The 12,615-nt window shown below is 58.3% G+C and carries 10 protein-coding genes; 5 read left to right on the forward strand and 5 right to left on the reverse strand.

Going from position 1 to position 12,615, the window contains the following annotated elements:
• The first annotated feature begins 571 nt into the window (after positions 1–571).
• Complete coding sequence (locus IRZ24_RS09700; protein WP_366914267.1) at positions 572–1,234, forward strand: response regulator transcription factor; 663 nt, start codon at positions 572–574, stop codon at positions 1,232–1,234.
• A gap of 94 nt (positions 1,235–1,328) precedes the next feature.
• Here the strand turns inward: IRZ24_RS09700 and IRZ24_RS09705 are convergent, their stop codons facing one another.
• Positions 1,329–2,555: a glycosyltransferase gene (locus tag IRZ24_RS09705; RefSeq protein ID WP_297163189.1), complete on the reverse strand. Its 1,227-nt coding sequence runs from the start codon at positions 2,553–2,555 to the stop codon at positions 1,329–1,331.
• A gap of 403 nt (positions 2,556–2,958) precedes the next feature.
• Between IRZ24_RS09705 and IRZ24_RS09710 the strand changes: the two genes are divergently transcribed.
• The gene (locus IRZ24_RS09710) at positions 2,959–4,977 is read left to right on the forward strand and encodes a copper resistance protein CopC (RefSeq protein WP_297163192.1); all 2,019 of its coding nucleotides are present in this window, start codon (positions 2,959–2,961) and stop codon (positions 4,975–4,977) included.
• Positions 4,978–5,130: 153 nt separating this feature from the next.
• On the opposite strand, the gene IRZ24_RS09715 is transcribed toward IRZ24_RS09710, so the two are convergent.
• Positions 5,131–5,649 carry a gamma carbonic anhydrase family protein gene (locus IRZ24_RS09715; protein ID WP_297163195.1) on the reverse strand — a complete coding sequence of 173 codons (519 nt, stop codon included), beginning with the start codon at positions 5,647–5,649 and terminating at the stop codon, positions 5,131–5,133.
• Between the two features lie 287 nt (positions 5,650–5,936).
• Here IRZ24_RS09715 and IRZ24_RS09720 point away from each other — a divergent pair, with 287 nt between their 5' ends.
• On the forward strand, positions 5,937–7,304 hold the full coding sequence (locus IRZ24_RS09720; protein ID WP_297163198.1) for a serine/threonine-protein kinase: 1,368 nt from the start codon (positions 5,937–5,939) through the stop codon (positions 7,302–7,304).
• Here IRZ24_RS09720 and IRZ24_RS09725 read toward each other — a convergent pair.
• Together IRZ24_RS09725 and IRZ24_RS09730 are read right to left on the reverse strand one after the other, a co-directional pair.
• On the reverse strand, positions 7,265–8,590 hold the full coding sequence (locus IRZ24_RS09725; protein WP_297163201.1) for a thymidine phosphorylase: 1,326 nt from the start codon (positions 8,588–8,590) through the stop codon (positions 7,265–7,267). The two genes, IRZ24_RS09720 and IRZ24_RS09725, sit on opposite strands and share 40 nt — an antisense overlap.
• A 62-nt stretch (positions 8,591–8,652) precedes the next feature.
• Positions 8,653–9,231, reverse strand: a complete 579-nt coding sequence (locus IRZ24_RS09730; RefSeq protein ID WP_297163204.1) for a hypothetical protein — start codon at positions 9,229–9,231, stop codon at positions 8,653–8,655.
• Positions 9,232–9,647: 416 nt separating this feature from the next.
• Here IRZ24_RS09730 and IRZ24_RS09735 point away from each other — a divergent pair, with 416 nt between their 5' ends.
• Positions 9,648–10,487: an ATP-binding cassette domain-containing protein gene (locus tag IRZ24_RS09735; RefSeq protein WP_297163207.1), complete on the forward strand. Its 840-nt coding sequence runs from the start codon at positions 9,648–9,650 to the stop codon at positions 10,485–10,487.
• An 83-nt stretch (positions 10,488–10,570) separates the two neighbouring features.
• Positions 10,571–11,842 carry an ABC transporter permease gene (locus IRZ24_RS09740; protein ID WP_297163211.1) on the forward strand — a complete coding sequence of 424 codons (1,272 nt, stop codon included), beginning with the start codon at positions 10,571–10,573 and terminating at the stop codon, positions 11,840–11,842.
• 159 nt (positions 11,843–12,001) lie between these two features.
• Here IRZ24_RS09740 and IRZ24_RS09745 read toward each other — a convergent pair.
• Positions 12,002–12,615 (reverse strand): hypothetical protein (locus IRZ24_RS09745; RefSeq protein WP_297163214.1); only part of this gene is annotated, 614 nt, incomplete at its 5' end.

Genomic DNA, 12,615 nt, shown 5'->3' on the forward strand with positions numbered 1-12,615 from the left:
CCTGGATGCCCCCAAACCGCTGGGGTCACCAGGCTCGCCAGCTCGCCAAGCTTTGGATGCCTCCTTCACATCTTATGCAAGGCATTGTTTAAGCCATCATTAATTGCCGGTGAAAGAGAGTTGATGGCAATGTTAAATCTCGGTCCAAGAGATCGCGAGTAACGGAGCCGATCGGCATGCAGAGCGTCAGCTTTAGAGTGCGAGAGGGAAGGGACTAGGCCGGCTCTCTTCACTGTTGGCCTTCCCTGCTTGACTGCCTGGTATAATCTAACCAGGAAGACACACTCTGAAAGAATATCAGCCTTTTAGCTTCAAAAATAGTATAGAGCATCTTTTGAAAGGTAAGCAGATCATGCCTCATCAGCGTAGAAAGCAGTACTCCTCTGGTGAGAGGAATAGTCACCGGTCGAGTATGACAGCGCCCACCTTGCGCATTGCCACGGGTCTACAAGCAACCAGTGTGCTCCCGCCCAAGGATGCGGTTCGTGTAGAGACAGAGGAAGCAACTAGCGTCTCATCCGCGAGAGAGCCGGGGGAATTGTCAGGGCCGGAGCAACCGGCAGAGCGCGGCGTGATTCGGGTTGTATTGGCCGATGATCACACTCTGATGCGCGAGGGCTTGCGCCATTTGCTCGAACTCGAGCCTGATCTCAGGGTAGTCGGCGAGGCCGCCGATGGTCAGGAAGCGCTGCGGGTCATTCGTCAACTTCGCCCCGATGTTGTTCTGCTTGACATTAGCATGCCGCAGCTTGATGGTCTCGCTTTGACGCACCAACTAGCCGAGGAGCTGCCCGAGGTTGCCATCATCATTCTGACGATGCACCGCCAACATCCCCAGGTGTTGCGTGCCATCAAGAATGGCGCCCGCGGCTACCTTCTCAAGAGCGCCTCTTCGCAGGAGCTGATCCGCGCTATTCGCACGGTACACGCTGGCGGGGCCTTGATCGAACCAGAATTGACTGGTACTGTGCTCACTGAGCTACGCCGCCTCTCTCAACAGTCGGGCCTTCCCGGCGCTCCAACGCTCAATGACCTGACGGAAAAAGAGATCGAGATTATCCGCTATGTCGCTCAGGGAATGAGTAATCGAGAGATTGCCTCCCGGCTCTCTTATTCTGAGAAGACAGTCAAAAATTATCTCTCGGTCATCTTCCAGAAGCTCGGCATTCGCGATCGCACGCAGGCTGCGATCTTTGGTCTGCGTCAGGGATTGCTTGCCGATGAGGGGCTGTAAGCGCTCGTCTCATGATGACCGCGGGCCAGTGCCAGCCGGCAGCCTACAGATGGGCCAGAGTCCTCCTAGGCGCCTGGTGAGGGCGAGAGATTCCCTAAGGAAGGGAGCGCGTGCCATAGACCCTACCGCGCCAGTCAACGCCGCGTCCCGTCAATTTACGCCAACACGCCTGTGCAAGCATTCCCATGAAGAGGAGACCAGCCAGCGGGTGGGTCAGAGCCTGGTACCACGGCAAGCCCAGGCTCTTATCAAGAGAGCGGCGATAGGCGAGGAGAGGGAGCAAAGCCAGCAAGGCAGCAGCGAGAGCCTCGCGCGTCTCGACTCCCCGCTGACGCCACCAGCCGCGTCCTAGCCAGAGCAGGAGAGGCAGCAGAAATGGTAGCACGACGACGAGCGGCAGCCCCATCAGGGTCGCCAGCATGAAAGGAAGTCCTCCGCTGCCCACAAAGATCGTCTTACGCCAGCCACGCCAGAGCGCCGGCAAGCCGCGATACATCTGGACACGCACCAGCCCCCGCCCATCGTAGAGACGGAGACGATAGCCCTGGCCTTTTACTACAGCAGCCAGGTCGCGATCATCCAGCGCCGAGCCGCGCAGATCAGGACGGGCATAGCCTCCCAGGGCCTCGTAGAGAGTCCGACGCAGCAGGATGTACTGACCATTGGCCGTGGCAAGCGGACAACAGGTCAGATTGACCAGAGGCGGGGGGAATTGGAGGCTCATTCCCATGAGAGCCAGGGGCAGGGTGAGCCGGTTCCAGCGATCGGCCAGCTCTTGTTCTGGGACCAGCGAGAGAAGGTCAAGGCCACGCGTCAGAGCCTCGCTCACAGTCAGTCGCAGGGTGTGTGGCGACCAGATGCTGTCGGCATCGGTGAAGACCAGCCAGCTACCGCGGGCCTGACAGGCCCCCCTATGCAGCGCATGCGGCTTGCCCGCCCAGCCAGGGGGCAGCTCCTCGGCCAGGGGCAGCAAGCGCAGACGGTTGTCTGCGGCTGGCTCTGTCGCCAATTGCTCAAGAATAGCGCGCGTCCGGTCGGTTGAGCCATCGTCTACTACGATGACCTCGTAGTCCGCCGGGTAGTCCTGTTGGAGAAGCGAGTGCACACAGCGCCGGATGTTGGCCTCTTCGTTACGCGCCGGCACAATGATCGAAACGGTTGGCAGCGCTTCCGTGGCCAGCGTAGGAGGGCGCTGCTGAAAGGGAGCGCTTCGGCGATATGGATGAGCAACCCAATGTAGAAAGAGATAGAGAAGGGCAGTCGCCAGAGCATACCCACGGAGCACGAGACGCCAGAGCCGTTGCGACCGCTTTGCTGCCATCGCTCTCTGCTGCTTGAGAGGAACTTGGCTCATAGCTTCATTATATCAGCTCGGGCAGAAGCTAGAAATATTGCGACCGCGCTTCCTCTGAGGTACAATCACGAAGAGTGAAACATTCTCGCTTGTCACAGCTCAACCTGGTACGGTACGGCGATCTTTCTCAAGGCAAGGCCGGTCAGGCTCGCGCCTCCTAGACCGCACCTCAGCTCAAGCAGCAGAAGAGAAGAGAGGAAGGCAAGCGGACGTACCTTTTCGCCCGGCTGCGGAAGAGCGAGTCCGGTCAGAAAGCCGTAGAGAAGAGGCAGGGTTTCATAGAAGCGAGCAGGGCTTACCCCCCAGCCCAGATACACCAGATACAGGCAGCAGCCCGCTCGTCTGCGAGTCGGTAGCATAGAGGAATAGCATGCGGTATGGACGGTATGGACGATACCCCAGGCTAGCGCTCAGCGCGCTCTTCATAGCGGGTATCATCTTGCTTCACGCCTGGTCCCCCCTGACGCCGGCTCCGGCAGTACAGGCGCACGCTTTTGTAGTTGGCTCCGAACCGATCGATGGCTCGACGATCCCAATGCCACCGAAGGTGGTTCGTATCTTTTTTAATGGTCCCATCAGCTCCATCAGCAAGGCCTTAGTCTTCGATCCACATGAGCGTGTTGTAAATGCCGCCGCCAGCTATATCCCGCCCGGCCATCCACAGGAGTTGGATACCCCTTTGCGGCCCAATTTAAGCGAAGGCAGCTATCTGGTTCGCTGGACAGCTCTGGCCACCAACGATGGGCGTACAACGCAGGGAGCTATTGGCTTCAACATTGGTCACTCCAGCACCGGCTTGCCTGGCCAGACCATTCTTGGCCCCAGCACGAGTAACTACTTGCCAACACTTGACTTGTTGGGGGTCCTCTCCGTGGCCTGGGAATGGCTTGTCTTACTAGCCCTGACCTTCTGGGTCGGTCTGCTCGTCATGGAGCGGCTGGTAATGGAGCGCCGGGCCCGCTCACTGGATTTGCTCATGCGCGCACGAGCACGGGCCCGTCCACTACAGTGGCTTTGTCTGACCGCCTTATTGGTCGGGGAAGTGATTACGCTGATTCTGCGCGCGGCTAGCCTCAATCAGGCCACGGCCAGCGGCGGCATTGATTGGCAAGCCCTGCGCGCTGTACTTCTGACGACATCCTACGGTCCGCTTTGGTTGGGACGCCTGGCACTGATTGCTCTGGCCTTGCTCTGGCTGGCTGCCACAGCCCGTCGGCGGATGCCCAAGGAGGCTACCGCTGGTGTGGCTCGTGTTCTCCGACGGGGTGGCTCACGCTTCGGACGACTTCGGCGTCAGGTGACGCAGGAGTATCGCGTGACTAAAGAGTCGGTGACGACCGAGGAGATGGCCCCGGGTAGCGATATCCTCCCGCTCTCGCCCTGGGATACATTGCTCTGGTTAACCTTGGCCGCTCTCTATTTGCTCGCCTGGACCTTGACCAGCGATGAAGTCCAGCAGGCCTCTCTCCATATCAGTGCCGTTGTCCTCTCCTGGCTCGCTTTGCTGGCTCAGTCTGTCTGGCTCGGCGGCCTGGCCTATCTGGGCTACGTTCTGCTGCCCGTGCTCGCTGTGATTGAGCTGGATCACCACGCTGATCTGCTGGTGACGCTGACCCGCCGTTTGACCCCCGTACTGCTGATGGCGATGGCTGTGCTGCTGGTCAGTCAGCTCTTTCTGGCAGAAAGTGTCTTCTCTGACCCCCAGGCTCTGTTGACGACCGCCTATGGCCGTACGCTGCTGGTGCGCCTGGCCCTGACTGCCCTGCTTCTCGCGCTGACTCTCTTTATGCTCTTCCGCATTACGCCACGCCTGGCACGCCAGACGCTGCTTTTGCCTGTGGTCGATGCCGAGCTGCCAGCGCGCCGCACACGTCGTGAGGCCCTCTTACAGACAGAGCGCCAGCTTGGGCGTTTACTGAAGACGCAATCGTGGATAAGTGTGGCTATCTTGCTGTGCTCCGCTCTGATGAGTTTCTTTGCTCCTCCAATCGCTTTTCCCCAGATCAACTATGCTCAAGCGGCCCAGAATCAGGCAGGTCAGACAGCACCTGCCAACACGCCGCCAGTAGCAGTGCAACAGGTTGGTGATCTGACCCTCTCGCTGATGGTCACGCCGGGTCACGTGAATAGTCCCAATACGGTGGTGATTCTCTTGACAGATAGTCGTGGTCAGCCAGTGAGCGATGCTCGCCTGAGCCTGGCTATCAATATGGTCCTTATGGACATGGGTACGGTCCAGCAGACGCTAAATCGCGGCCAACCAGCCTACACGGCCACTTTTCCCGCCCGCTCAACCTTTGATATGGCGGGCCTGTGGAAGATCGACTTGACTATCGAGCGCCCTGGTCAAGTGCCTCTCCGAACAACCGTCGAGTTTACGCTGAGCTGAGCTGAGCTGAGCTGGCGAGAGAGGCAATGCTGCGCTTTGGCTGGTCAGCCTCCCTGGCGAAAGCCCGCTGCTTGCCAGGGAGGCTGGCAGAAGCTACAAGAGCCAAGTAGCCAATCCTTGGTCCCTGGCCCGCGGAGCTATTCCTCCCGCTGGTCAGCCGCGCAAGGCCTCTCGATGACGGGCAGCTCGCTCGACGTAGCGCTGAGCGCTGCCGCGGATGTGCTCGATCTCCTCGGGCGTCAGGTTGCGAATAACACGCACGGGTAACCCAAAGGCAAGAACGCCTTCAGGGATCACTTTGCCTTCACTGACCAGCGCGCAAGCACCGATGATGGTCTCCGCTCCAATGCGCGCGTGGTTGAGTACGACCGCCTTCATGCCCAGTAGAACACGGTCCCCCAGCGTGGCACCGTGGATAACACAGCCATGCCCAATAGTGCATTCCTCCCCAATAGTCAAGGGAGCATCGGCATCGAGATGAAGTACGCAGTTGTCTTGAATATTGGTACGCTTCCCAATCACGATTGGCCCAGTATCCCCGCGAATAACACTGTTGTACCAGATACTGACCCCCTCGCCAATAGTTACGTCTCCAATGACATAGGCGCCGGGGGCGATAAAGACATTGTCTGCAATGCGCGGCCAAATCCCATTAAAAGGTAAGACAGGCATGCTCTTCTCCTCACAGAAAAGGCTTCTTCGGCTGCGGGCCACCAGGGCCATGACCAGACTCCTGGGCGTTCGCCCGCCTATCTCTCTCACCATAGTACTCGGCAACTAGATCCCCTGTCCAACATCGCCATCTCGTCACTGCCTTCCCTCCCATCGGTATATATCACTATATTAGATGTAAAAAATGTTTTTACTCCTTGACGAGGATAGCGTTCCTCGTTTAGTATAGAAGCGTTATCTTGACATGCTATCTATCAGGCGCTAGCAGTGCAGGAAGGGTAGAAACGATGTCAGGTCCATCGACTGGTTGGAAGAGTGAGAGGCCATCGCTACACGGCCCAGGACGTACCTTACGACGAGGAGAATACCGTATTGAAGGGGCGCTCAGCTACGGAGGGGCCGGGAGGCTCTTTCTGGCCTCACACGTGACACTTGATACACCACTGGCCCTCAAGCAATTGCGGGGCGACCGCCCTCTGCCTGAGAGTGTCGCTGAGGAGCTAGACTTTGCCCTAACTCATCGGCAGGGAAAGCCGGCTTCGCCCCGACAACAAGACGATTTTCCACTCAGCGGTGGCTCATACACCGATCGTTTTGTGCGTGAAGCGCTCCTTCTGGTGCGGCTGCGTCATCCGGCCATGCCGATGCTCTACGACTATTTCTTCGAAGACGGCTACTGGTATCTGGTCCTCGAATACTGTGCGGGGCCAACCCTGGCCAGTTACCTCCGTCAGCAAGGGCCGCTGCCGCCGCTGGAAGCCCTGAGCTACGCCATGCAGATCTGCGACCTCTTCGACTATCTGCACTCGCAGAGGCCGCCGGTGATCTACCGCGGGCTGCGCCCTGCCAGCATGATTCTGACCTCGGGTGGGCGTCTGGTCTTCTTCGACTTCGGCTGCGCCTGTTATCTTCGCAACGGCCAGCTCTACGCCGACTTTGAGCCGGGGGTCCCGGGCTATGCCGCTCCCGAGCAGCATCAGCACGGTGGCCAGTGCGACGAACGCTCCGATCTTTTCAGCCTGGGCGTGCTCCTCCACGAAATGGTTACCGGCCAAAACCCGCTTGGCAAGAATGGCCACCTCGAGCCGGTGGCACGGCTCAACCCCGCCCTCTCACCAGCACTCAGCGCTTTGATTACTATTGCCACACGGGCGGACCCTCTCTATCGCTTCCAATCAGCACGGGCCTTCTTTCACGCCCTTGAGCGTATCGCCACGTTGGAGGAGCGTCGTGCTTATCAGCGGCTCCTACGCCTGCACCTGAGCCGAGGCGTGACAGCAGGCAGTTCAGGCTCAGGCTCGACCTCGACCGCCCCCGTTGCCATTACGCTGAAAGCTCTGGCCCCAGGCGATGCCCAGTCTGTTTTCCCGAGCTGCTCTCCTGAAGAGTTTGCCGCCGAGCCAACGGTGGCTATTCCCACCCACCAGATCAAAGCCGCCTCCCCCTGCGAGCAAACAGCACAGATGCCAGCCCTAACCCCCTACGCACAGGAGCGCTCTCTTCGTCCCTCGCAGCAATTCAAGCGCCGTCCTTGGCGCCTTGTTCTTTTCCTCATACTGCTCGCACTCTTGCTGCTCGGTATTTTCGGCCTGAGCCTTTACCTGCTCGGTCAGCTTCAGAGTGCGCCGTCCTGGCTGGGTCTGAGGACCTCGTAGATCAGCGGGCCGCTGCTGACCGGCGCTTCGCTCCAGCGATAGCAGGCAAGCAGCTCTTGATGAACGGCGGCGCACTCCTCCTCGCTACGGGCGTGAATCTCCACCAGGGGGTCACCTGCCTGGAGATAGTCGCCGACCTTGGCCTGAAGGAGCAACCCGGTGCGGTGATCGACGGGATCGCCTTTCTTGAAGCGGCCCGCCCCCAAGCGCATAGCCGTCAGCCCAAGGCGCTCGGCATGAATGGCAGCAATATAGCCGCTCCGAGGTGCCGTCAGCATCTTGATTACCGGGGCCCGGGGCAGACGTTCTGGCCGCTCTACCTGCCGTGGATCTCCCCCTTGCGCCTCACAGACCTCAGCTAGCTTGGCCAGAGCATGGCCGCTCTCGATGGCCTTCTGCACGCGCTGCTCCGCTTCGCTGCGCGTGGTTGCCGCTCCAGTCATGACGAGTAACTCAGCAGCCTCATGCCGACAGAGCTGACTGCTATCTGCCGGTCCCTCGCCCCGCAAGACAGCAATGGCTTCAGCCATTTCCAGAGCATTGCCCACAGCTCGCCCCAGCGGCTGTTCCATTGCTGTGACCGCTGCCTCAGTGTAGAGGCCAGCACGCTGACCGATCTCGACCATAATCCGCGCCAGTTCGTGGGCCTGCTCCTGCGTCTTCATGAAAGCACCTGCCCCTACCTTGACATCCAGCAGTAGATGCGAGGCCCCCACAGCCAGTTTCTTGCTCATAATGCTGGCTGCGATCAGAGGAATGCTCTCGACTGTCGCTGTGACATCACGCAGGGCATACATCTTGCCGTCAGCCGGTGCCAGATCCGCCGATTGTCCAGCTAGAACCAGACCATGCCTCTCTAAGATGCTGAGAAATTCCTCACGCGTCAGAGCCGTGCGCAGGCCACTTATGGATTCCAGCTTGTCGACAGTCCCTCCCGTATGGCCCAGGCCACGCCCGGTCATCTTGGCCACTGCTACGCCACAAGCGGCCACAAGCGGGGCCACCGCCAGGGTGACTTTGTCACCTACTCCCCCCGTGCTATGCTTGTCGACGACTGGTGACAGCCGTTCACGCACGCGCAACTGTTCACCCGAGCGCGCCATTGCCAGCGTCAAATCGCTCGTCTCGCGGTCATCCATGCCCCGCCAGCAGACCGCCATGAGCCAGGCCGCCATTTGGTAGTCAGGAATGCGTTCCTGGGTGTACTGCTCTACCAGCCAGTTGATTTCTTCTGTGGTGAGCGCCTCGCCATTGCGCTTCTTTCGGATAAGTTCAACAGCTTGCATACAGCCTTGCTATCCCTTCGCCTGGTTATTGTTTCTCTGAGTGGCTAAGAGCTAAGAGGCAGCTACTCCGCCGGCAGTTCTTCTGTGAGCACGATGCGCACTGAGTCAATCTCAAAACCACGATGGGTCTCGATCAGATAGCGCCTGATCAACTGATTCCCTAGGCGCGCCCGCCGATCAAAGGTCAGTCGCCCGTTGTTGAAGCCAAAGCGTAGATCGCTCTCTTCGTGGAAGCCGCAAATGATGACTGTATCGTAGCGTTCGTCATCGTGCTCAGAGAGGGCCTTATAGAGGGTGGCAACTTGCTGCCAGGCGGGACAAGGGGGATAAACGATCTCGACAACTTTTTTGCCGCCGGCCTGCACTTCACTCCCCCCGACCTTATAGGCCAGCGCCGTCGCCGCCAGCTCTCGCAGTTGCGCCAGCGTTTTGGGCGGAAAGCCTTCCGGTGACCTGGGGGAAGTCACGATCTCCTCCGGCAGGACGGCAGAGGTGGTTACAGGCTGGGCGCTGGCTTCGACTATGCCCGGTATGCCCGGACCAGGCAGACGGGCCTGCCCTCTCTGTGCCGCTTGCCTGAGTATCATCGGCGAGGTAGCTGATTCCGTCTGGCTTCGTGCCGCCAGTGGCGGCTGCTGCACCGTACCGATGGCTCTTCCACAGCGCAGACAATATCTTGTGGCGTCCGTGTTCACCTGACCACAATAGGGGCAACGCATGGCTCTCTCACCCTTTCTCTGCTCCTTCAGAGTGGTCGGCTCCCAATCAGCAATTAGCCAGTTCAGTATATCACGAGGGGATCTTCGCCTTAGCTCCCTTATCCTCGTTTCCCCCTCCTGTGACTTTCGTCATAGGCATAAACGCATGAGGAGACGAGGCCTAAAATAGGCAGTTTGATCCTTCTTGCCCCGCCCCTTTGCCTTCTATACTACCTTAGAACCAGATCGATAGCTCCCTGATAAATGTCCGATACTGCTGACGTTCAATATATCTTAATATGTAAAGCCCTATTCAATAAGAATTTCATCAATAGATAAAAGGGAAAGGAGGTATCAAAATGTCGGAAGAGCAAGCACTGCACGCTGAAGTTGAGGCCCGCTCAGCCCCGCCGGCGCCAGCCGGGTCTGAGGCTGTAGCCAGGGACCCCATCGAGGTAGAGAATGTTGTCAAGCGTTTTGGCAAAGTAGAGGCCGTCAAGGGAGTCTCGTTTAGGCTGAAACAAGGTGAAATCTTTGGCCTACTCGGGCCTAATGGAGCGGGTAAAAGCACCATTATCAATATCCTGTGCGGCTACCTGCTGCCGGATGAAGGTGACGCGCTCATTGGCGGTCATTCTGTAAGGCGCGAACCCCAGGCAGTCAAGCGCTTGCTGGGGGTAGTACCCCAGGAAATTGCCCTCTACCGCGATTTGAACGCGCTGGAAAATCTTGATTTCTTCGCTTCTCTCTACGGCGTGCCGGCGCGAGAGCGTCGTGCAAGGGCCGAAGAAGTGCTTCACTTTGCTGGTCTCTACGAGCGCCGCAAGGAGCCCCTGAAGAACTTCTCGGGCGGCATGCTACGCCGACTCAATTTTGCCGTGGCGCTGATGCATCGTCCTCGCATCTTGCTCCTAGATGAACCAACGGTCGGCGTTGATCCTCAGTCCCGTGAGCACATCTTTGAAAACATTGAAAAGCTGGCAGCCAGCGGCACCACCGTGCTCTATACGACCCACTACATGGAAGAAGCGGAGCGGCTCTGTCAGCGTATCGCCATCATGGATGAAGGGCGCATTATCGCCCTGGGCACCCTGGAGCAGCTATTAGCCATGCGCGATCAGACGCGCGCTGTCTATCGACCCCACGGTCTGCAGGAACTGTTTATTCAGTTGACCGGCAAGACCCTGCGTGATCTCTAGGTCTGACTCATTCAGCCCACCCGCAGCGGCTCTAACCGAGTGGGCAGCCTGGCCAGACAGGCAGGAAGGAGGATGGAGCGGTTATGTACGCAATGTTCTCTATTATGAAAAAAGACCTATTACAAATAATAAGGGATCGCTGGTCTTTCATTTGGATGCTGCTGGTTCCACTGGTGCTGGTAGCGATGATCGGCTTTGCCCTCAGCGGCATCTACAGCAATGGGCAGTCAACGATCACCATTCGGGTTGCAGTCAGTGACCAGGACCACGACCTTGTCGGCCAGACAGTTTTGAAAGCTTTGGACCAGCATAGTCAGCAGCTCACAATCAATCTGACTCGCTATAGCGATGTCGCTGGCGTCAAAAAAGCGGTGGCCGACGGACAGGGTGCTGTGACCGGCGTTGTCATTCCGGCTGGTACCACGGCCAGGCTGCAGCAAGCTGCCATGCGTGGGGAGCCAACGCAGAATCTGGTTCAGATCTATACTATTCCGAGCAGCAATGATCCAAGCAGCGCCATCATACAGAATCTCGTCACGAGCGCTGTAGGGCAACTGGCAACCGCCACCTTTGCCGGCAGCGCTGCCGTACAGGAGATTGAACGGATCTGCCACCAGCCGGGCAATCATTGCGAGCCAGGCAGCATTAACCCTGAGACCATTGCCAGCCATGTTGGCATGGCCAGCTTTAAGGAGCTGCCCGCAGCCCAGGTGGCCAGCCTTCACGCTGGCAATGTGCCTGCACAGGTCAACATCTTCGATGTAGCTCTGCCCGGCTATGCTATTCTTTTTGCCCTCTTCGGCCTGCAGTCGGTCGCGGGCAGCATTCTGGAAGAGCGCGAGAGCGGCACGCTGCGCCGCTTGCTGATTGCTCCCGTGCGGCGTTACGCTCTGCTCGGCGGCAAGCTACTCACGCAGTTTCTGGTAACCTTGCTGCAACTGCTGATTCTCTTCGCGCTGGGAAACTTCATCTTTAAGCTGCACGTCGGCAATTGGCTCGGTGTGATCATCCTACTGGTAGTCTCCAGCTTTGCAATGACCGGCTTTGGCATTCTGCTGGTCTCGCTGGTCCGTACACGTCGCCAGCTCTCCCCGATCCTAACCATCATTACCTTGACGACTTCAGCCATCGGTGGCGCCTGGTGGCCACTCTGGCTGGAACCTCAGTGGTTGCAGATTGTCGCCCATGTGGGTATCGTAGCCTGGGCTATCGAGGCCCTCAATGGCCTGATGATTAGCGGGCGCACGTTAGCTGAGGTTTTGCCCAATATCATCGCCCTGATCATCTATGGCATCCTATGCTTTATCATCGGCCTGGTTCTCTTCCGTTTCCAGCCACGCACGACTAGCGCCTGACACAGGGGCAAGGGTAGAAAACTCTCTTCTGCCTCCCTCTCAGGCGGCGGGCGCTGCGATGATGTCGTCTATGCATCGCCGCAGCGTCCGCTGCCTTCACTTCTTCATTCAAGCAAAGCAGGCCTTCCGCCGAAGCCGCCAGATACTCCAGAGCAGACCTTAACAGGCCAGTTCCGTCCGCGCTTCTTGCTGTAGGAACAGCTCGAAGAAGTAATCAAGGCGCTGTAAAAATAGCGGTAGTGTTTCATTGTTGTCACAGATTTCAATAGCCTGATTCAAGGAGAAGATTTTTTCGATCAGAGAGATCTGGTTAACAAAGCCATCATCACGATAATAGCCGCGAAGGATCTGTTCAGAAACGAGCTGACAGCCAGTCTGGCAATAGCGCTGATGCACACGCCGAATGGCAGTCTCCACATCGATACGAAAGTAGAGGAGCCGGGCATCGCGTAAGAAACCGGAGCTGAACAGATGGAGAGCACGGAGGTAGTCGTCTCGCGCGAACTCCAGCATTGCCAGACCTTTTTCAGGGTAACGCGCAAGGTGCCGTTCGACGAGATTCTCAGCTTCAACAAGCACCTCGTCCATCACGCTGAAGTCTAGCACATCAAAGCCACAGTAGCGACCATTCACAATCAGCGGACGGAAACGACGCTGCCCCGTATCGGTGCGGCACTTTTCCGCGAGCAGGTCATAATCATCAACATGCGTGGCCTGCAGGCCAGCCGTCGCAGCGCGTTGGAGAAAATACTGGGCTGCCGTTGTCTTACCAC

The sequence above is a fragment of the Thermogemmatispora sp. genome (assembly GCF_019683755.1).
Classification (GTDB): domain Bacteria; phylum Chloroflexota; class Ktedonobacteria; order Ktedonobacterales; family Ktedonobacteraceae; genus Thermogemmatispora.

Bases quoted from the DNA above. Each gene is read 5' to 3' on its own strand.
- IRZ24_RS09705 (WP_297163189.1), bottom strand. From the start codon at position 2,555: ATGGCAGCAAAGCGGTCGCAACGGCTCTGGCGTCTCGTGCTCCGTGGG.
- IRZ24_RS09710 (WP_297163192.1), top strand. From the start codon at position 2,959: ATGCGGTATGGACGGTATGGACGATACCCCAGGCTAGCGCTCAGCGCG.
- IRZ24_RS09715 (WP_297163195.1), bottom strand. From the start codon at position 5,649: ATGCCTGTCTTACCTTTTAATGGGATTTGGCCGCGCATTGCAGACAAT.
- IRZ24_RS09720 (WP_297163198.1), top strand. From the start codon at position 5,937: ATGTCAGGTCCATCGACTGGTTGGAAGAGTGAGAGGCCATCGCTACAC.
- IRZ24_RS09725 (WP_297163201.1), bottom strand. From the start codon at position 8,590: ATGCAAGCTGTTGAACTTATCCGAAAGAAGCGCAATGGCGAGGCGCTC.
- IRZ24_RS09735 (WP_297163207.1), top strand. From the start codon at position 9,648: ATGTCGGAAGAGCAAGCACTGCACGCTGAAGTTGAGGCCCGCTCAGCC.
- IRZ24_RS09740 (WP_297163211.1), top strand. From the start codon at position 10,571: ATGTACGCAATGTTCTCTATTATGAAAAAAGACCTATTACAAATAATA.